This window comes from Catenulispora pinisilvae, assembly GCF_015356865.1.
Classification (GTDB): Bacteria; Actinomycetota; Actinomycetes; order Streptomycetales; family Catenulisporaceae; genus Catenulispora; species Catenulispora pinisilvae.
In genome coordinates, this window is record NZ_JAAFZA010000189.1 from 1 (window position 1) to 20,894 (window position 20,894).

Sequence of the window (20,894 nt, forward strand, 5' to 3'; positions counted from 1 at the left end):
CGCCCCCGATGAGCCTCAACCCCGCCCACCAGGTCGCCACCTACCTGGCGGACATCCCGAGCCCGACCAGGGCCCAGTACCACCTCGGCCCGATCCCGATCCGGATGTACGCCATGTGCATCCTGGCCGGGATCCTCGTCGCCGTCTGGCTCGGCGACAAGCGCTGGCGCGCCCGCGGCGGCAAGCCGCAGGAGGTCGTCGACATCGCCATCTGGGCGGTGCCGTTCGGCCTGGTGGGCGGACGGCTCTACCACGTCATCACCACCTCGGCCCCGTACTTCGGCAAGGGCGGGGACCCGGTCAAGGCGTTCTACGTGTGGCAGGGCGGCCTCGGGATCTGGGGCGCCATCGCCCTCGGCGCGGTCGGTGCCTACATCGGCTGCCGCCGGCGCGGCGCCTCGCTGCTGTCCTTCGCCGACGCGGTGGCGCCCGGCGTGGTGCTGGCACAGGCGATGGGCCGCTGGGGCAACTACTTCAACAACGAGCTCTACGGCGGCCACACCAGCCTGCCGTGGGGCTTGAAGGTCCACGTCATGGACACCACGACGCAGACCGCGGTGATCGGCCCGGACGGCAAGGCCGAACTGGTGGCCGGCGGGCCGTTCCACCCGACGTTCCTGTACGAGTCGATCTGGTGCGTGGGCGTGGCGATCCTGCTGCTGTGGGCCGACCGCCGCTTCAAGCTCGGCAACGGCCGGGTGTTCGCGCTGTACGTCGCGGCCTACACCGTGGGCCGGTTCTGGATCGAGTCGCTGCGCATCGACGACGCGCACCACTTCCTCGGTATGCGGCTCAACGACTGGACCTCGATCATCGTCTTCATCGGCGCGGTCGTCGGGTTCTTCTGGCTGGCGAAGAACCGGCCGGGGCGCGAGGACTCGCCCTACCTGGCGGCCGAGACCGTCGAGTCGGCCGAGACCGCCGAGGCCGCCGAAACCCCTGAAAACCCAGGTGAGGAAGCCCTTACTGAGGATGCCCTTGTTGGCGCGCAGGCCGGAGAACCTGAAAAACTGGTGAAGGACTCCGAGCCGACCGCCGAGGAGACGTCCGAGGAATCAGTAGTCATCCCGGCACAGGACGACGCACCGGATGCGGTGCCGACCCCGACTGGCAAGGCGAGCGAGTCCTAGAACCCGTTACCGCCAGCCAGGATCGAGTCGATGAATCACCCTGACGCGCCTGTTCTTGTTTCCGATCCCACCACCGATATCGCTGAATCCGCCGAATCCGCCGACGTCGCATCGGGCGTCGGCGATCCCGTCGCCCCGGCTCTGCCCGGTGCGCGTGGCGGGCTGCACGACGATGTCGGCGGACTTGAGGGCCCCGGCGGCCCCGCTGACCCAGCCGACCCCGGCGATTCCGGCGAAGGCTCCGGCTCCGGCCCGGCCGACCGCTCGCACCCGGCCTACCAGGGCCCCTCGATCCCGAAGGACCACCACCGGGACGTCACCGGCGGCTGGCTGCGGCCGGCCGTGTTCGGCGTCACCGACGGCCTGGTCTCCAACTTCTCGCTGATCGCCGGCATGGCCGGCGGCGATGCCGGCCACCGGACCATCGTGCTCACCGGCCTGGCCGGGCTGGTCGCCGGCGCCTGTTCGATGGCGGCCGGGGAGTTCATCTCGGTGGCCAGCCAGACCGAGGTCACCCAGGCCGAGATCGAGCTGGAGCGGCTGGAGCTGGCCCGGCGCCCGGCCGCGGAGATGAAGGAGCTCGCGGAGTTCCTGACCGAGCGCGGCCTGGACGCCGATCTGGCCCTGGAGGCGGCCCGGCAGATCCACCGCGACCCGGACCAGGCGCTGATCGTGCACGTGCAGGAGGAACTCGGCGTCGACCCGACCGACCTGCCCAGCCCCGTGGTGGCCGCGGTGTCCAGCTTCGGGTCGTTCGCGATCGGCGCGGTGCTGCCGCTGCTGCCGTACCTGCTGGGCCTGAACCAGCTGTGGGTGGCGATGCTGTTGGCCTTCGGCGGGCTGTTCGCCTGCGGGGCGATAGTCTCGCGCGTGTCCTCCCGCACCTGGTGGTTCTCCGGCCTGCGCCAGCTGCTGTTCGGCGCGGTCGCCGCCGTGGTGACCTTCGGACTCGGGGCGTTGATCGGCGGACACCTCAGCTGAGCCGCGATGGTGTATAAATCACACCATCCGGGCTAATCGGTGTTCGCCGGCCGCCCTCCCGTGGGAGATGACTCGCGAGATCGGGTGTGCGAGATCGGGTGTGGAGGCAACCACACATGTCCCACCCGCGTCGAAGACGTAGAGCATACGGGCAAGCACGGGGCCGCTGACGGGGATCGGCGCGGTTCTGCGATCATGGCGAGGAGAGGTGCGGCTGTTGTCCGCGAAGAGCGAGGAGCTGGAAGGCCTGCGCGACGGGGAACCGGGGCAGGGTCATCCCGCCGCGGTTCACGGGAGCGGAGCGGGTGGTCCGTCCGCCGAGGCCGATGCGTTGGCCGAGACGGTCTCACTGCCGGCGGCCGACCCGGCCCTGGCCGAGACGGTGTCGCTGAACGTGGCCGATGAGCGGGACCACATGCGGATCCGACCATCGGCCGACCTCCCCTCCGCCTCTGACCCGGTGCCGCAGGACGTCGCGGAGGAGACGGCACGGGCCGTCGCCGAGGCGTCCGCGGACAGCGCCGACGGAACCGCCGGACCGGAATCTGAGTTCGGCGCGCAAGCCGCCGCCGAGGGTGAGGCGGCCGAGGCCCCGTTCCCTTCGCGCCGCCGGCGGCACACTCCCTTGTACGGCCGCGGTGTCCGGGTCCTGCCGTGGAAGCACAAGGCACGCCTGAACCCCACGCAGCGCCGCCGCCGCAAGATCGTGGTGCGCTCGCTGTGGGGCTGCGTGCTGGTCTTCGCCGGCACCCTCGGCTGGTCCATCGGCGGCGCGCTGACCTCGCCGGGCACCGACACCGTGCAGGCCCGGCTGGCCGAGTGGGGCCGGGACCACGGCATGGGCGGCGCGGTGGCGCAGCTGGAGCAGTGGCAGTACGACCTGAACCCGCCGGCCAAGGGCGGTTCGGTGGACGCCAAGCAGTTCACCGACCTCGGGCCCACGGCCGGCGTGCCGACCGCGGCCAAGCCGTCCAAGAGCGGTGCCGTCCCGGGCAAGCCCGGCGCGCCGAGCAGCCAGGCCGCCGACGTGATCGCGATGCAGCCGCGGATGCCGGCCCCGCCCGGACTGACGCTGGACCCTGGCGAGGGCGTGTTCCAGGTCGCGGTGCAGACCCCCACCGGCCAGCCGGTGGTCCAGGTCGCGCGCATCCGCCCGGACGCGGTCTACACCGGCACGACCGCCGACGTCGCCGTGATCGACCAGAAGCACAGCAGCTACGTCCTGCACCCCGGCCACGAGGGCGGCCTGAACTCGATCATCAAGGACGTCCCGAACCAGATCGACACGAACGCCCGCCCGAACCTGATCGCGCTGTTCAACGGCGGCTTCAAGATCAGTGAGAGCCAGGGCGGCTACTACGACCACGGCGTCACCGCGGCCACCCTGGTCAACGGCGCGGCCAGCGAGGTCATCTTCAAGGACGGCCACATGGCGGTCGGCATGTGGGGGCGCGACTACAGCTTCCAGAAGAACAGCGACATCGTCAGCGTCCGCCAGAACCTGAAGCTCATGGTCGACAACGGCCAGGTCGTCCCCTACATCGACGACAGCTCCGACTGGGGCCGCGCCGACCACGGCTCGGCCGCCGTCTGGCGCTCCGGCGTCGGCGTCAAGGCGAACGGCGACATCGTCTGGGTCGGCGGCAACACCCTGACCGCCCCCTCCCTGGCCCGCCTGCTGAAGGACGCCGGCGCGGTCCGCGCGATGCAGCTGGACATCAACCTGCGCTGGGCGGACTTCCAGTACTTCCCGGCCCACGACGGGAACCCGGACAACTCCAAGCTGTATGAGGACTTCTTGCAGGGGCCGAACAAGTTCTTCGAGAACTCGACGAAGGACTTCATGGCCGTCTACATGCGCTGAGGTCTCGGGGTCTCGGGGTAGCGCGGTATCGCAGTAGAGCAAGCAGCGCGGCGCACTGAAGCGCCGCGCTGCTTGCCGTCGCCGCGCCGCACGGAGTCTCCGGCCACTGTGAGTGTTTCCACACCGCTGTCGCCGAGTTGGATTGGTCCGCGGGGGAATAGGGGAGAAGAGGCGTAGCCGCCGTCCGGCGGGCCGTCGGCGCGCCATCAGAATCCTGTGCCGACCCGGTGCCGCACCCGGCCCAGCTCAAGATCCACATCAAATCGGCGAGTCTCACCATCCGGAACACATCCCAAGACCACCGGTCCCGAACTGTGAGATAGTGCACTCCCCACCGGCACCACCATGTTGTAACCTCTGCTTACACCTGATCGGATTGCGCAAGGGCCAAAGACGTCCCGCCGTGCCAGACTGACACGACGGAAGGACAGCCCCTCATGGCATTCCCAGCCATACCGACCGGTCGCCCCGGCTCCTCCCGCCCCGAAGGCCGTGCCGTGGCCGAGGCCACCACGCCGGTACCGTCGGTACCGTTCACAACCAGCGCCGCCCCGCTGTTCTCGGCGCTGCCGGCGGCGCAGGGCCTGTACGACCCGCGCGCGGAGAAGGACTCCTGCGGCGTCGCCTTCGTCGCCACGCTCACCGGGGTTCCCAGCCATTCCATCGTCGACCAGGCGCTGCAAGCCCTGGTCAACATGGAGCACCGCGGCGCGTCCGGCGCCGAGCCCTCGACCGGCGACGGCGCCGGCATCCTGGTGCAGATCCCGGACGCCTTCCTGCGCGCCGTCCTGGCCGAGGACCAGCACACACGTTTCGACCTCCCGCCGGCCGGGCACTACGCCGTCGGAGTGGCCTTCCTGCCCACCGACGACGACGTCGCGCGGGCGGCCGAGGCCCGGATCGAGGCGATCGCGGCCGAGGAGCACCTGGCCGTACTCGGCTGGCGCGACCTTCCCACCGACCCCGAAGGGCTGGGCAAGGGCGCGCTCTCCGTCATGCCCCGGTTCCGCCAGCTCTTCGTCACCGGCACCGGCGGCGAGTCGGACATCGAACTGGACCGGCTGGCCTTCGCGCTGCGCAAGCGCGCCGAGCGCGACACCGAGGTCTACTTCCCGTCCCTGAGCTCGCGCACCCTGGTCTACAAGGGCATGCTCACCACCGCCCAGCTGGAGACCTTCTTCCCCGACCTGCTGGACGAGCGCTTCACCAGCGCCATCGGCCTGGTCCACTCGCGCTTCAGCACCAACACCTTCCCGGCCTGGCCGCTGGCCCACCCCTACCGCTTCGTCGCGCACAACGGCGAGATCAACACCGTGGTCGGGAACCGCAACTGGATGCGGGCCCGGGAGTCGGGCATGGCCACCGACCTGATCGGCGGCGACCTGGACCGGCTGTTCCCGATCTGTAGTCCCGACGCCTCCGACTCCGCCTCCTTCGACGAGGTCCTGGAGCTGCTGCACCTGTCCGGCCGCAGCCTGCCGCACGCCGTGCTGATGATGATCCCCGAGGCGTGGGAGAACCACGGCGAGATGGACGCCGCCCGCCGGGCCTTCTACCAGTTCCATTCCTCCTTCATGGAGCCCTGGGACGGCCCGGCCGACATGGTCTTCTCCGACGGCACCCTGATCGGCGCCGTCCTGGACCGCAACGGCCTGCGACCCTCGCGCTACTGGGTCACCGACGCCGGCCTGGTGGTGCTGGCCAGCGAGTTCGGCGTGCTGGACATCGACCCGGCCACCGTGGTCCGCAAGGGCCGCCTTCAGCCCGGCCGGATGTTCCTGGTGGACACCGCGGCCGGCCGGATCGTCGAGGACGAGGAGATCAAGGCCGCCCTGGCCGCCGCCGAACCGTACGCCGAATGGCTGCACGCCGGCCGGATCAAGCTCGACAAGCTCCCCGAGCGCGAGCACATCGTGCACACCCGGGCCTCGGTCACCCGCCGCCAGCAGACCTTCGGCTACACCGAGGAGGAACTGCGGGTCCTGCTGGCCCCGATGGCCCGCACCGGCGGGGAGCCGCTGGGCTCCATGGGCTCGGACTCCCCGGTCGCCGTGCTCTCCGAGAAGCCGCGGCTGATCTTCGACTACTTCAGCCAGCTGTTCGCCCAGGTCACCAACCCGCCGCTGGACGCCATCCGGGAGGAGCTGGTCACCAGCCTTGCCACCACCATCGGCCCGGAGACCAACCTGCTGGAGCCCACCGCCGCGGCCTGCCGCCAGGTCGAGGTGGCCTTCCCGGTCATCGACAACGACGAGCTGGCCAAGCTGATCCACATCAACGCCGACGGCGACCTGCCCGGCCTGCGCGCGGTCACCGTCTCCGGCCTGTACCGGGTCGCCGACGGGGGACCGGCGCTGCGGGCCCGGCTGGAGGAGATCCGCGAGGAGGTCTCCAAGGCCATCGCCGCCGGCGCCCGGATCATCGTGCTCTCCGACCGGCACTCCGACGCCGAGCACGCCCCGATCCCCTCGCTGCTGCTCACCTCCGCGGTGCACCACCACCTGATCCGCGAGAAGACCCGCGCCCACGTCGGCCTGGTCGTCGAGGCCGGCGACGTCCGCGAGGTGCACCACGTCGCGCTGCTGATCGGCTACGGCGCCGCCGTCGTCAACCCCTACCTGGCGATGGAGTCGGTCGAGGAGATGGCCAGCTCCGGCCACCTCGGCCTGATCGAGCCCGAACAGGCCATCAGGAACCTGATCAAGGCGCTCGGCAAGGGCGTGCTGAAGGTGATGTCCAAGATGGGCATCTCCACCGTCGCCTCCTACCGCGGCGCGCAGATCTTCGAGGCCGTCGGGCTCTCCCAGGAGGTCGTCGACGAGTACTTCGCCGGCACCACCAGCAAGCTCGACGGCGTCGGCCTGGACACCCTGGCCGAGGAGACCGCCCGCCGGCACACCCGGGCCTACCCCAGGGAGTCCGGCACCCGCCGCCTGGCGCACCGCCGGCTGGAGATCGGCGGCGAGTACCAGTGGCGCCGCGAAGGCGAGCCGCACCTGTTCGACCCGGACACCGTCTTCCGGCTCCAGCACTCCACCCGCGAGAAGCGCTACGACATCTTCAAGCAGTACACCTCGCGGGTCGACGAGCAGTCCGAGCGGCTGATGACGCTGCGCGGCCTGTTCAAGGTCAAGGACGGCGAGCGGCCCCCGATCCCGATCGAGGAGGTCGAACCGGTCTCGGAGATCGTCAAGCGCTTCTCCACCGGCGCCATGTCCTACGGCTCCATCTCCTACGAGGCGCACCAGACGCTGGCCATCGCCATGAACTCCCTGGGCGCCAAATCCAACACCGGCGAGGGCGGCGAGGACGTCGAGCGGCTGCGCGACCCCGAACGCCGCAGCAAGATCAAGCAGGTCGCCTCCGGCCGGTTCGGCGTCACCGCCGAGTACCTGGCCGAAGCCGAGGACATCCAGATCAAGATGGCCCAGGGCGCCAAGCCCGGCGAGGGCGGCCAGCTGCCCGGGCACAAGGTCTACCCGTGGGTGGCCAAGACCCGGCACTCCACGCCCGGGGTCGGCCTGATCTCCCCGCCGCCGCACCACGACATCTACTCGATCGAGGACCTGGCCCAGCTGATCCACGATCTGAAGAACGCCAACCGCGACGCCCGCGTGCACGTCAAGCTGGTCGCCGAGGTCGGCGTCGGCACCGTCGCGGCCGGGGTGTCCAAGGCGCACGCCGACGTGGTCCTGATCTCCGGCCACGACGGCGGTACCGGCGCCAGCCCGCTCACCTCGCTCAAGCACGCCGGCGCGCCCTGGGAGCTGGGCCTGGCCGAGACCCAGCAGACGCTGCTGCTCAACGGCCTGCGCGACCGGATCGTGGTGCAGACCGACGGCCAGCTCAAGACCGGCCGCGACGTGCTGATCGCGGCGCTGCTGGGCGCCGAGGAGTACGGCTTCGCCACCGCGCCGCTGGTCGTCTCCGGCTGCGTCATGATGCGCGTGTGCCACCTGGACACCTGCCCGGTCGGCGTCGCGACCCAGAACCCCGAGCTGCGCTCGCGGTTCAGCGGCCGGCCCGAATTCGTGGTCACCTTCTTCGAGTACCTGGCCGAGGAGGTGCGCGAGCACCTGGCCGCGCTCGGGTTCCGCTCCCTGCGAGAGGCGATCGGGCACGCCGAACTGCTGGACACCGCCGCGGCCGTGGCGCACTGGAAGGCCTCAGGGCTCGATCTCGCCCCGCTGCTGCACGTCCCCGACCTGCCCGAGGGCACCGCGCTGCACCGCACCCGCGAGCAGGACCACGGCCTGGACAAGGCCCTGGACCACCAGCTGATCGCGGTCGCGCAGCCGGCGATCCGGGACGGCGAACCGGTTCGCGCGCAGTTCGAGATCCGCAACGTCAACCGGACCGTGGGCACCATGCTCTCGCACGAGGTGGTGAAGGTGCACCGCGGCGAGGGCCTGGCCGAGGGCACCATCGACCTGACCTTCATCGGTTCGGCCGGCAACTCCTTCGGCGCCTTCCTGGCCCCCGGCATCACCCTGCGCCTGGAGGGCGACGCCAACGACTACGTCGGCAAGGGCCTGTCCGGCGGGCGCATCGTGGTCCGCCCGCACCGCGCCGCCGACAAGATCAACGCCGCGGCCGAGCGCAACGTCATCGCCGGCAACGTCATCGCCTACGGCGCCACCAGCGGCCGCGTCCACCTGCGCGGCACGGTCGGCGAGCGCTTCTGCGTCCGCAACTCCGGCGCCACCGCCGTCGTCGAGGGCGTCGGCGACCACGCCTGCGAGTACATGACCGGCGGCACCGTGGTCATCCTCGGCCAGCATGGCCGCAACCTGGCCGCCGGCATGAGCGGCGGCACCGCCTACGTCCTGGACCTGAAGGTCTCCCGCGTCAACTCCGAGATGGTCAACGTCGAAGCCCTCGACGCCGAAGACCGCGCCCTGCTCCACACCCTGGTCCAGGAGCACTTCGAGGAGACCGGCTCCACGGTCGCCGAGGAGCTGCTGGCCGACTGGGACGGCGGCGCCGTCGGCCGCTTCGCCAAGATCATGCCGGTCGACTACAAGCGGGTGCTCACCGCCCGCGCCGCGGCCCAGGCCGCCGGCCTTTCCGAAGAGCAGACCCTCGACAAGATCATGGAGGCCACCCGTGGCTGACCCCCGTGGTTTCCTGACCACCCCGCAGCAGCACCCCGAGCGCCGACCGGTCCCCGAGCGCATCCAGGACTGGAAAGAGGTCTACAAGCCCGGCGGGCTCCTGCCGATCATCAGCAAGCAGGCCGGCCGGTGCATGGACTGCGGCATCCCGTTCTGCCACAACGGCTGTCCGCTCGGGAACATCATCCCGGAGTGGAACGACCTGGTGTGGAAGGGCGACTGGGAGGGTGCCTCCGAGCGGCTGCACGCGACCAACAACTTCCCGGAGTTCACCGGGCGGTTGTGTCCGGCGCCGTGCGAGACCGCGTGTGTGCTGGGCATCAACCAGCCGCCGGTGACCATCAAGAACGTCGAGGTCGCGATCATCGACCGGGCCTGGGAGGACGGGACCGTCAAGCCCCTGCCGCCGGAGCGGCTCTCCGGGCGCACCGTGGCCGTGATCGGCTCCGGTCCCTCGGGCCTGGCCGCCGCGCAGCAGCTCACGCGGGCCGGGCACACGGTCGCCGTCTACGAGCGCGCCGACCGGATCGGGGGCCTGCTGCGTTACGGCATCCCCGAGTTCAAGATGGAGAAGCGGCACCTGAACCGGCGGATCGAGCAGATGCGCGCCGAGGGCACGAAGTTCCGTCCCGGCATGCACATCGGCGTCGACCTGACCGGGGACGCGCTGCTGGCCCGCTACGACGCCATCGTGCTGGCGGTCGGCTCGACCAAGGCGCGCGACCTGGAGGTGCCGGGCCGCGACCTGGCCGGGGTGCACCAGGCGATGGACTACCTGCCCTACGCGAACAAGACCTGCGAGGGCGACTACCTGACCGCGCCGATCGACGCGTTCGGCAAGCACGTGGTGGTCATCGGCGGCGGCGACACCGGCGCGGACTGCCTGGGCACGGCCACCCGGCAGGGCGCCGCCTCGGTCACCCAGCTGGAGATCATGCCGCAGCCCACGGACGAGCGGCCCGGGCACCAGCCGTGGCCGACCTATCCGATGATCTTCCGGATCTCCTCGGCGCACGAGGAGAACGGCGAGCGCGTCTACTCGGTGTCCACCACCGAGTTCGTCGGCGACGACAACGGCCGGGTCCAGGCCCTGAGGCTGACCGAGGTGCGGTTCGAGGGCGGACGCCCGGTCCCGGTCGAGGGCACCGAGCGCGAGATCCCGGCCGATCTGGTCCTGCTGGCCATGGGCTTCGTCGGCCCCGAGCGCGGCAACGGCCTGATCGACCAGCTGGGCCTGGCCCTGGACGAGCGCGGCAACATCGCCCGGGACGCCGAGTACGCGACCAACGTCCCGGGTGTCTTCGTGGCCGGGGACGCCGGACGCGGGCAGTCGCTGATCGTCTGGGCGATCGCCGAGGGCCGCTCGGCGGCCAGTTCGGTGGACGCCTACCTGAGCGGGGCCAGCACGCTGCCCAAGCCGATCCCGCCGACCGCGCGGCAGGTCACGGTCTGAGCCGGGGCCGACCTGACGGCGCGGCCGCCCGCACGCAGTCTCGTGCGGGCGGCCGCACTCGGGTCGCCCCCGAACCACACCCGGCCGCACCCCGCCTGCGCCGGCTGGGCAGTTGGCGAGTAGCCTCGGTTACCGGTTCGCCAACAGGATCAGACCCAGGATCCACAGCACCAACGTGACGATGCCGAGCACGAACCCGGCCTGCGCCACACCGCGGTTGGTGGCCTCGCCACGGGCCACCCGGTTCAGCCCGATCCGCCCGAAGATGATCGCCAGGATGCTGCACGGGCCCACCAGGAACCCGACGACACCCAGGACCAGGGCCGCGACGCCCATGCCGTTGCGGCGCCGGACCGGGGGAGCGCCGTACTCGCCGTATTCGTAGCCACGGCCGCCGCCGTAGGTCGGGAACGCTTCCGGCGGCAACGGCGGCGGGGCCGGGTACTGCTGGCCGGGCTCGGCGTACTGCGGGGACTGCTCGGACTCGGACTCGGGCTGGGAAGCCTGTTCCGGTTCCGGCGGTTCCGCGGAATACGGCGAGGGCTGGTCCGGTGGCGAGGGTTCGGCCCGCGGCGAGGGTTGGGCCTGCGGCGAAGGATCAGCAGGCGCCGAAGGCTGGGCCTGCGAACAAGGCGGGATCTGCGAACGCTGATCGGCATCCGCAGAGTTCTGAGGCGGGGAGGAAGGAGGCTGAGCCGGCCCTTCCGGCACCGCACCCGCGGGCTCCTCCGAGCTCGGCGGGCGCTGCGGGGCCTCGGGCTCCGCCGGCCGCCCGGTTCCCGGCTCCCCGGGTTCCGAGGCCTCCGGGGGAGGGGTTGTCGTCATGGAGGCCAATTGTCTCCGTTACACCCGGTTCATTCCATACAGACACACGGTGAACGGCGGCGGAAAGTTGTGTTCGGCGCCGTGAGAACTTGTCAGACCGGAAAAAGCTACTAACGAGTAGGACATAAGGTAGTAGGCATGCGCCGCGCGAAAATCGTTTGTACCCTGGGCCCGTCCGCCGGAACCCTAGAGCAGCTCACCGCCCTGGTGGAAGCCGGCATGAATGTGGCCCGCCTGAATCTCTCCCACGGTTCTTATGAGGACCATGAAGAGCGATATCGAAACGTCCGGCAGGTCGCCACGAATAGCGGCCAGGCCATCGGCATCCTGGTCGACCTGCAGGGTCCCAAGATCCGGCTGGGCACCTTCGCCAACGGCAAGGAGGTCCTGGCCAACGGCGCGCAGTTCACCATCACCACGCGCGAGGTCGCCGGGGACGCCACCATCTGCGGCACCACGTACAAGGGGCTGCCCGGCGACTGCAAGCCCGGCGACCCGATCCTGATCGACGACGGCAAGCTGTTCCTGGAAGTCCAGAGCGTCACCGACACCGACGTGGTGACCCGGGTGATCGAGGGCGGCCCGATCTCCAACAGCAAGGGCATCAACCTGCCCGGCGTCTCGGTCTCGGTCCCGGCGCTGTCCGAGAAGGACGAGCTGGACCTGCGCTGGGCCCTGGGCAAGCCCGAGCCCGGCCACGGCAACCCCGGCGTGCGGGCCGACATGATCGCGCTGTCCTTCGTCCGGGACGCCGTCGACATCGAGCGGGTCCACGAGATCATGGACGAGGTCGGGCACCGGGTGCCGGTGATCGCCAAGATCGAGAAGCCGCAGGCCGTGGCCAACCTGGACGCCATCGTGGACGCCTTCGACGCCATCATGGTGGCGCGCGGCGACCTGGGCGTGGAGCTGCCGCTGGAGCAGGTCCCGATGGTGCAGAAGCGCTGCATCACGCTGTCCCGGCGCAACGCCAAGCCGGTCATCGTGGCCACCCAGATGCTGGACTCGATGATCACCAACTCCCGGCCGACCCGGGCCGAGGTCTCCGACGTGGCCAACGCGGTGCTGGACGGCACCGACGCGGTGATGCTCTCGGCCGAGACCTCGGTCGGCGCCTACGCGGTCCAGACCGTGGAGACCATGGCCAAGATCATCACCGCGGCCGAGGAGGAGACCCTGGCCGCCGGCCTGAAGCCGGCCCTGAGCAAGCCCCGCACCAAGGGCGGCGCCGTGGCCCGGGCCGCGGCCGAGCTCGGCGAGAACCTGTACGCCAAGTACCTGATCGCCTTCACCGAGAGCGGCGACACCGCCCGCCGGCTGTCCCGCTACCGTCCCCCGACGCCGGTGATCGCCTTCACCCCGCACAACGAGGTCCGCAACCAGCTCGCGCTGAGCTGGGGCATCCGCACCTTCTGTAGCCCCGAGGTCGACCACACCGACGAGATGGTGCGCCAGGTCGACTCCGAACTGTTGCAGTTGGAGCTGTGCAAGCCCGGCGACACCGTGGTCATCATCGCCGGCTCCCCGCCCGGAATCCCCGGCTCCACCAACGCGGTGCGCGTGCACCGCGTGGGCGACGCCATCACCGGTGCGGCGCCGGCCTACCGCGAGTCGCACTGACCGCGGCCGGGCCCCGGCCCGCGGCCCGGCGCGGACTCGCCCGGCCGGAGCTGGATTTTCGCGCGACGGCGCCTTCCTCGGACCTGTTCGGATCCGGGGTGGGCGCCGCTGTTGCTCGCGGTGGACTGCCGCCCGGCGAACCGCCTGCCCGCGAACTGTTTGTCTGTGAACTGTTTGTCTGTGAACTGCTTGTTCGCGAACTGTCTGCCGCGAACTGCTTGCCACGCACGAAAAACCCGCCCGCCGGGACGGCGAACGGGTTCGGGTATTTCAGAAGTGCTCCGGGTGGGACTCGAACCCACACTGAATGGTGTTTGAGACCATCTTCTCTGCCGATTGGAATACCGGAGCATCGATCGGGCGAAAACCACCCACCCGTTCCCCACGGATGACTGTGATCACCTGCGTCACAGCATACCGGACCGGTGACTGCCCCCCGCAACCAGTTCTGGCGCAGGTAGGCTCGTACCGAACCGAACACCCGGCACCGCCGCCTAGTGAGGACCCCATGACCACCGAGCCGACCCGCACCCGCCGAGTGATCATCGCCGAGGACGAGGCGCTGATCCGCCTGGACCTGAAGGAGATGCTCCAGGAGGAGGGGTACGAGGTCGTGGCCGAGGCGTCCGACGGCGCCGCCGCGGTCCGCCTGGCCCAGGAGCACCGCCCGGACCTGTGCATCTTCGATGTGAAGATGCCGGTGCTGGACGGCATCACCGCCGCCGAGCAGGTGATCGAGGCGCGGATCGCGCCGGTGCTGATCCTCACCGCCTTCTCCCAGCGCGATCTGGTGGAGCGCGCGGCCGAGGCCGGGGTGATGAACTACCTGGTCAAGCCGTTCACCAAGGACAAGCTGGTGCCGGCCATCGAGATCGCGGTGTCCCGGCACACCCAGCTGACCGCGCTGGAGGGCGAGGTCGCCGACCTGGCCTCGCGGCTGGAGACCCGCAAGCTGGTGGACCGGGCCAAGGGCATCTTGCAGACGGTGCACGGGATGACCGAGCCGGAAGCCTTCCGCTGGATCCAGAAGACCTCGATGGACCGGCGGATGACCATGAAGGAAGTCGCCGAGGTGGTCATCAGCGGGTCGACGGCGGTCGGCTCCCCGGCCGTCGGCGGGGCGAGCCCGGCCAAGGCGGAGTGAGTCCCGCCCAGGCTCAATAACGATCTTACGAACCGGCCGGCGGCTGTGACGGGTGTCACGGCGCCGGCCGTCGGCTTTTCCGCGCGGCGCCGGCTTGCGCGCACCGCTCGCGGACCCGGAATCCGTAACATGCCAGTACCCTGAGCACTGATTACCGACCCTGCGGTGACCCCGTCGCCACCGGCCGTGAAGATCAACGGACCTCAAAGCCGGGCGCGCCCGCCGGGCGGGCCACTATCGGGCATTTGGCTCTGGTCGGAGCCTCACGCCGGTTGGTAACGAGAGCATCACGCGATCTCCGACCCCCTCCCCACGGGTGTCGAACAGCACTAGCCTTCCCATCACCCATGTGGTGACCGCGTGAATTCGGACGAGCACCAAATGCCCAAACGGCTGATGCCCGTCCGACGATCAGGGAGGATCTGCAAAGTGCGGACCATCAACCGAGTGCGGGCCGGCGCTGTTATTGCCGCGGGCGTGTTCGCACTTTCGGCTTGTGCGGGAAGTTCGACGAAGTCCGGGGGCGGCTCTTCGTCGAGTTCGACCGGGAGCGGCAGCTCCACGTCGGCCGCCAATAACGGCAAGCCCACGCTGGAAATCGGCGTGCAGGGCCCGTTGTCCGGTGCCAACCAGGCCCTGGGCCTGAACATCGACTGGGGCGTCAAGCTCGCCGTCCAGCAGGAGAACGCCAAGGGTGACCTGCCGTTCAACCTGGCGGTCAAGGAGGCTGACGACCAGGGCCTGCAGAACAACGGCGCGGATGAGGCGAACCTGCTGATCCAGGACCCGAAGGTGATGGGCGTCGTCGGCCCGGCCTTCTCCGGTCCGACCGCCGCGGCCGGCGCGCTGTACTCCACGGCCAACCTGGTGGCGATCAGCCCCTCGGCGACCGCCCCCAAGCTGACCGCCTCCGGCTTCAAGACCTTCTACCGGGTCGTCGCCAACGACAACATCCAGGGCAAGGCCGCCGCCGACTACATGGCCAAGTCCCTCAAGGCCGGCAACGTCTTCGTGGTCGATGACAAGTCGCAGTACGGCCAGGGCCTGTCCACCGCCATCATCGCCCAGCTGAAGGTCGACGGCGTCACCGTCGAGACCGACAGCGCGCAGGCCGGTACCCAGGACTACTCGCAGCTGGCCTCCAAGGTCGCCTCTTCCGGTGCCAAGGCCATGTACTACGCGGGCTACTACGCCGACGGCGGCGTGTTCGCCAAGGCGCTGAAGTCCGCCGGGTACACCGGCACGATGATGTCCGGCGACGGGTCCAAGGACCCGAACTTCATCACCACCGCCGGCAAGGACGCCGCCGAGGGCTGGCAGTTCACCTGCGCCTGTCTGGACGCCGGGACCAACCCGAAGTACGCGGCCTTCGTCTCGGCCTACAAGCAGTTGGCCAACGCCGAGCCCGGCACGTACTCCATCGAGGGCTACGACGCGGCGAACACCATCATCAGTGTCCTGAAGGGCCTGAACACCGCCAGCCCGACCCGCGCGGCGGTGGCCGGCGCCGTGGGCACGGTGGACTACCAGGGACTGTCGAAGGAGGTCAAGTTCACCTCCACCGGTGACATCTCGACCACCGCGGTGTACGTCTACCAGATCAAGAGCGGCGTGATCACGCTGCTCGGCGACGTCAACACACTGGTCGGCGGCAGCTGATCCGAGATCGCAGCCGGTGTTCCGCCCCAGCGGCGGGACACCGGCGCCCCACCGGTCTGCTGGCGCCCGGGTCACCTGGCCCGATCGCACCGGACAAGGACTCCCGCGAGCCGTGGCCCGTCAGGTTCCACTGCGGGCCACGGCTTTCGCGTGATTTCGGGCCGTCCCCGCCACCCTGACGCCTCCTGCACAGGAAGCTTTTTATGTACTTCACCCAACACTTCTGGGAACTGCTGTTCCAAGGGATCAGGCTAGGCTCTCTCTACGCCCTGATCGCCATCGGCTACACCATGGTCTACGGCGTGCTCCAACTGATCAACTTCGCCCACAGCGAGGTGTTCATGTCCGGCGCCCTGGGCGGTGTGTTCATGCTCACCGCGCTGGCCGGCACCAACGGCAACATCCCCAGCGGTTTCTCGGCCTTCGAATACACGGCCCTGGCCCTGATAGCCGGCGCCGTGGTCAGCGCCGCGGTGGCGTTCTCGCTGGAGCGGGTCGCCTACCGGCCGTTGCGTAAACGGCACGCGCCCAAACTGGTGTACCTGATCACCGCGATCGGTGCCTCGATCTTCCTGTACAACCTGGCCGGCAAGCTGTTCGGCCGGAACAACCTGCAGGTCCCGGAGTCCTTCCACTCCGGTCCGGTGTTCGTGCTCCCGGGCACCGGCCCCTCCGGACCGCGCACCGTGAAGACCCTGGACGTCCTGATCATCGTCACCGCCTTCGTCATGATGGTCGTGCTGGACCTGGTGATCAACCGCACCAAGCTGGGCTCCGGCATCCGGGCGGTGGCCCAGGACGCCGAGACCGCGCAGCTGATGGGCGTGGACGTCGGCAAGGTGATCTCCCGGACCTTCATCATCGGCGGCCTGCTGGCCGGCGTCGGCGGTGTGCTGTACGCCATGTTCCACGCCGTGAGCTACACGATGGGCTTCATCCCGGGCATCAAGGCGTTCACCGCCGCGGTGCTCGGCGGCATCGGAAACGTGCGCGGGGCCATGCTCGGCGGTCTGCTGCTGGGCATTGTGGAGAGTTTCAGCCAGGGCATCATCCCGAACGGGTTGGAATGGGTGGACGTGGTCTCCTTCGTGGTGCTGGTGGTGGTGCTGCTGATCCGGCCGACCGGCATCCTGGGCGAGCGGACGGGGAGGGCGGCGTGAGCACGACCTCGATCTCCGAGCTGTCGGCACAGGTCCGGCGGCTGCGCAAGCAGGACGCCTGGTGGAAGAACCCGATGCTGGGCCGGCTGGCCATCATCGAGGCGCTGGTGCTGGTCCTGAGCATCCTGACCAACCAGGTGCAGGGCTCCTCCTCCGACTACACGCTGCTGTTCAAGAGCAGCTGGTTCTCCAGCCGCGGCGCCGAGTACGTGATCGGCGGCGTGCTGATCTGGATCATCGCCGAGGCCTGGCGGATCCAGGGCCTGCGCCGGCTGGCCGGGCAGACGGTCGACGTGGCCGGCCGACGGATCGCGATAATCCTGCCGCGCTCGTTCACCAGGCAGTACGCACGCCTGACGGCGTTCATCAGGTGGCTGATCCCGAACAGGTGGTTCCGGCGGGTCCTGCTGCTGGCCGTGGTGGCCGTGGCGATCTTCCTGCCGTACCTGGGCCTGTTCACCCTGCCGTACTTCCAGTCCGTGCTGGCCGGCCAGGTCGGCGTGTACGTGCTGGCCGCGCTCGGGCTGAACGTGGTGGTCGGCTGGGCCGGCCTGCTGGACCTGGGCTACATCGCGTTCTTCGCGATCGGCGCGTACACCACCGCGATCCTGTCCGGCAAGCTCCCGGTGGGGGCCGACGGCAACCCCGAGGCGCACCCGCCGATCCACCTGAACCTGTTCTTCGCCTTCCCGATCGCGGTCGTGCTGACCATGACCGCCGGCCTGATCCTGGGCGCGCCGACACTCCGGCTGCGCGGGGACTACCTGGCGATCGTGACGCTGGGCTTCCATGAGATCGTCCTGCAACTGGCCAAGAACAACCCGCACAACCTGACCAACGGCCCGCTGGGCGCGACCGGGATCTCCACGTTCCGGTTCAACCTGTTCGACGTCCACTACGACTGGAACCCCACGGACTCCAAACCGTACTGGTTCCTGGCGATCGGGCTGATCCTCATCGTGGTCTTCGCCTTCCGCCGACTGGAACACTCCAAGGTCGGCCGGACCTGGACCGCGATCCGCGAGGACGAGGTGGCCGCGGCCGCCTCGGGCGTGCCGACCGTGAAGTACAAGCTGATGGCCTTCATGATCGGCGCCTCCACCTCCGGCTTCGCCGGCGTGCTGGCCACCGCGAAGATCACCGCGATCACCCCGGACAACTTCCCACTCCAGCTGTCCATCTTCGTGCTCGCCTACGTCATCTTCGGCGGCATGGGCTCGCTGATCGGCGTGATCGTCGGCGCCTCGCTGATGACCTTCCTGCCGTTCTTCCTCCAGGGCCCACCCTCGTGGTTCAACAGCGGTAAACCGGTGGTGGACCCCAAGGACATCCCGATGTGGGTCGGCGCGGTGCTGCTGACCATGATGATCTTCCGGCCGCAGGGCCTGATCCCGTCCAAACGCCGGGCGCAGGAACTGGCCCAGGCCGAGCACGGGGTCGGCGACGCGGACGCGATGACCGAGCCGGCGGAAGGAGTGGCACCGTGACCACGGACAGCACGACCATCGCGAAGCCACCGGTCCTCCTCGGCGCCCCGATCCTGCAGGCCGACGGCATCACGCTCAGGTTCGGCGGCCTGACCAGCCTGGACGGCGTCGGCCTGACCCTGAACCGGGGCGAGATCCTGGCGGTGATCGGCCCCAACGGCGCCGGCAAGACCTCGCTGTTCAACAGCCTGACCGGCGTCTACCTGCCGCAGGAGGGATCCATCGAGTTCCTGCCGGGCGGCGGCGTGGTGGTCCCGCTGGTGCACAACAACGTGCTCGGGCGCCGGACCAGCCGCAAGCCGCACCTGGTGAACCGCGCGGGCATCTCGCGCACGTTCCAGAACATCCGCCTGTTCAACGCCCTGACGGTCCTGGAGAACGTCCAGATCGCCGCCGAGACCCGCAGCGCGTCGGGTCCGATCGGCGTCATGCTGGGCCTGCGCCACAACCGCCGCAACGAGCGCGAGGCCCGTCGGCACTCCCGCGAGATGCTGGACTTCGTGGGCCTGACCGGCAAAGAGCAGAACATCGCCGGCTCACTGTCCTACGGCGACCAGCGCCGCCTGGAGATCGCCCGGGCCATGGCCAGCGACCCCCAGGTGCTCCTGCTGGACGAGCCGGCGGCCGGCACCAACCCCTCGGAGAAGCTGGGCCTGGCCCAGCTCATCACCCGCATCAACACCGAGCTGAACATCAGCATCCTGCTGATCGAGCACGACATGCGCCTGGTGATGTCGGTGGCGCACCGCATCACGGTGCTGAACTTCGGCAAGGTGATCGCCTCCGGCGCTCCCTCCGAGGTGCAGCAGAACCCGGCGGTGATCGAGGCCTACCTCGGGAGCGACGCGGCCGAGGAGGCGGCGGCGGAGGCCGCGGCAGCTGAGGCTCAGGCTGAGGCTGCGGTGACCGAGGCTGCGGCTGACGGGGCTGAGGCTGCGGCTGACGCGGCCGAGGTGGCTGGCGGGGACGAGGCGGCTGGCGGGGACGAGGTCGGTGCCGAGGCTTCGGCTACTGATGTCGAGGCGGCTGGCGCGGATGAAGCTGGCACGGACGAAGCTGGCACGGATGAAGCTGGTGCCGAGGCGTCGGCTGCGGAATCCGGCGAGTCGGAGCCTGCTGCCGAATCCGGTGCCGAGGCATCGGCGGCTGAGTCTTCGGCTACTTCGGCCGAATCGGCCCAGCTGGCCGAGGCCGAGTCGGCAGCTGAAACCTCGGCTACCTCTGCCGAGTCCGCTCAGCTGGCTGAGGCCGAGGCTGAACCGGATGCTGAGTCCGCGGCCGAACCGGATGCCGAGTCCGGGGCTGAACCGGATGCCGAATCCTCAGCCGAGCCCCCGGCCGGGCGATCCCCATCCGAGTCCCCGGCCCGCGACACCACCGAGGAGGGCTCCGCGTGAGTGACCAGGCGTCGACCATTCCCGCCCCGCGCACCGAGGCGTCCCCCTCCGACAACGCCGCGCTCCTGGAGCTCCGCTCGGTCGAGGTCGCCTACGGCGGCATCGTCGCGCTGAAGGGCATCGACCTGGAGGTCCGGCAGGGCGAGATCGTGGCCCTGCTCGGCGCGAACGGCGCCGGCAAGACCACCACCTTGCGCACCGTCTCGGGCCTGCTCAAGCCCCGCTCGGGCGAGGTCCGGTACGCCGGGGAGGCCCTGACCGGCATCCCGGCGCACAAGATCGTCCAGCTGGGCATCGGCCACTCCCCGGAAGGCCGCCGCATCTTCTCCCGGATGACCGTCCTGGAGAACCTGCAAATGGGCGCCTACCGCTTCAAGTCGGTGTCCCAGAAGGACCTGGACCAGGTCTTCGAGCTCTTCCCGCGGCTGCACGAGCGCCGCACCCAGCTCGGCGGCAACCTGTCCGGAGGCGAGCAGCAGATGCTCGCCATCGGCCGGGCCATGATGGGCCAGCCCGCGCTCCTGCTGCTCGACGAACCCTCGATGGGTCTGGCCCCGCTGATCGTGGCCCAGATCTTCGAGATCATCGAGCGCATCAACGCCCTGGGCACCACCATCCTGCTGGTGGAACAGAACGCGGCCCAGGCGCTGAAGCTGGCGCACCGGGGCTACGTCCTGGAAACCGGCGAGGTCGTGATGAGCGCCCCGGCCGGCGAACTGCTGGACGACCCGCGCATCCGCGAGGCCTACCTCGGCGAGGTCGCCGAGTAGGAGCGGTAGTACAGCGGTAGTACAGCTGGCAGAACGACAGGCCGTGATCCCCGATGCCTTACCTGGCAAGGGGATCACGGCCTGTCTTTAACTCCAGCCTTAACTCCAGCCTTAACTCCGGCTTTAACCCCGGCTTTAACTCCAGCCTTGGTCCTGGCCTTACCTAGTGCGGTGGCTGGATTGGTTTGCCGTGTTGGTGGTGTGGTTGCGGGTTGGGCGAGAGTCGGGCACGGAGGCCGCCGGTCACGTACGGGGTTAAGGGCGTTGTGAAAAAACCGCCTGTTTTCGTC

The 20,894-nt window shown here is 69.6% G+C and carries 13 protein-coding genes and 1 tRNA gene; 12 read left to right on the forward strand and 2 right to left on the reverse strand.

Going from position 1 to position 20,894, the window contains the following annotated elements:
• Window positions 1-8 precede the first annotated feature (8 nt).
• The 5 genes from lgt to IZR01_RS36245 all read left to right on the forward strand — a co-directional run bounded on the left by lgt (window position 9) and on the right by IZR01_RS36245 (window position 10,542).
• A complete protein-coding gene (gene lgt / locus IZR01_RS36225) occupies window positions 9-1,130 on the forward strand; it encodes a prolipoprotein diacylglyceryl transferase (RefSeq protein WP_194926485.1) in 1,122 nt (373 codons plus the stop codon).
• 291 nt (window positions 1,131-1,421) lie between these two features.
• A complete protein-coding gene (locus IZR01_RS36230; protein ID WP_194891302.1) occupies window positions 1,422-2,111 on the forward strand; it encodes a VIT1/CCC1 transporter family protein in 690 nt (229 codons plus the stop codon).
• Between the two features lie 217 nt (window positions 2,112-2,328).
• Window positions 2,329-3,975, forward strand: a complete 1,647-nt coding sequence (locus IZR01_RS36235; RefSeq protein WP_194891293.1) for a phosphodiester glycosidase family protein — start codon at window positions 2,329-2,331, stop codon at window positions 3,973-3,975.
• A gap of 437 nt (window positions 3,976-4,412) precedes the next feature.
• Window positions 4,413-9,089: a glutamate synthase large subunit gene (gene gltB / locus IZR01_RS36240; protein WP_228561000.1), complete on the forward strand. Its 4,677-nt coding sequence runs from the start codon at window positions 4,413-4,415 to the stop codon at window positions 9,087-9,089.
• Entirely contained in the window at window positions 9,082-10,542 is a 1,461-nt protein-coding gene (locus IZR01_RS36245) for a glutamate synthase subunit beta (protein ID WP_194926483.1), read from the forward strand. Before gltB ends, IZR01_RS36245 begins: the two co-directional genes overlap by 8 nt.
• A 129-nt stretch (window positions 10,543-10,671) precedes the next feature.
• Here the strand turns inward: IZR01_RS36245 and IZR01_RS36250 are convergent, their stop codons facing one another.
• Window positions 10,672-11,367: a DUF4190 domain-containing protein gene (locus tag IZR01_RS36250; RefSeq protein ID WP_194926484.1), complete on the reverse strand. Its 696-nt coding sequence runs from the start codon at window positions 11,365-11,367 to the stop codon at window positions 10,672-10,674.
• A gap of 138 nt (window positions 11,368-11,505) precedes the next feature.
• Here IZR01_RS36250 and pyk point away from each other — a divergent pair, with 138 nt between their 5' ends.
• A complete protein-coding gene (pyk, locus tag IZR01_RS36255; RefSeq protein WP_194891290.1) occupies window positions 11,506-12,987 on the forward strand; it encodes a pyruvate kinase in 1,482 nt (493 codons plus the stop codon).
• A gap of 277 nt (window positions 12,988-13,264) precedes the next feature.
• On the opposite strand, the gene IZR01_RS36260 is transcribed toward pyk, so the two are convergent.
• A tRNA-Leu gene (locus IZR01_RS36260) sits at window positions 13,265-13,338 on the reverse strand.
• Window positions 13,339-13,495: 157 nt separating this feature from the next.
• Here IZR01_RS36260 and IZR01_RS36265 point away from each other — a divergent pair.
• The 6 genes from IZR01_RS36265 to IZR01_RS36290 all read left to right on the forward strand — a co-directional run bounded on the left by IZR01_RS36265 (window position 13,496) and on the right by IZR01_RS36290 (window position 20,604).
• Complete coding sequence (locus IZR01_RS36265; RefSeq protein ID WP_194891289.1) at window positions 13,496-14,131, forward strand: ANTAR domain-containing response regulator; 636 nt, start codon at window positions 13,496-13,498, stop codon at window positions 14,129-14,131.
• A 429-nt stretch (window positions 14,132-14,560) separates the two neighbouring features.
• Window positions 14,561-15,790: a branched-chain amino acid ABC transporter substrate-binding protein gene (locus IZR01_RS36270; protein WP_194891288.1), complete on the forward strand. Its 1,230-nt coding sequence runs from the start codon at window positions 14,561-14,563 to the stop codon at window positions 15,788-15,790.
• A 203-nt stretch (window positions 15,791-15,993) separates the two neighbouring features.
• Window positions 15,994-16,950, forward strand: coding sequence for a branched-chain amino acid ABC transporter permease (locus IZR01_RS36275; protein WP_194891287.1), 957 nt, complete (start codon window positions 15,994-15,996; stop codon window positions 16,948-16,950).
• Window positions 16,947-18,437, forward strand: coding sequence for a branched-chain amino acid ABC transporter permease (locus tag IZR01_RS36280; protein ID WP_323746062.1), 1,491 nt, complete (start codon window positions 16,947-16,949; stop codon window positions 18,435-18,437). The genes IZR01_RS36275 and IZR01_RS36280 overlap by 4 nt, the downstream gene beginning before the upstream one ends.
• The gene (locus tag IZR01_RS36285; protein ID WP_323747196.1) at window positions 18,434-19,834 is read left to right on the forward strand and encodes an ABC transporter ATP-binding protein; all 1,401 of its coding nucleotides are present in this window, start codon (window positions 18,434-18,436) and stop codon (window positions 19,832-19,834) included. Before IZR01_RS36280 ends, IZR01_RS36285 begins: the two co-directional genes overlap by 4 nt.
• 17 nt (window positions 19,835-19,851) lie before the next feature.
• Window positions 19,852-20,604 carry an ABC transporter ATP-binding protein gene (locus IZR01_RS36290; protein WP_194891299.1) on the forward strand — a complete coding sequence of 251 codons (753 nt, stop codon included), beginning with the start codon at window positions 19,852-19,854 and terminating at the stop codon, window positions 20,602-20,604.
• The last annotated feature ends 290 nt before the right edge of the window (window positions 20,605-20,894 follow it).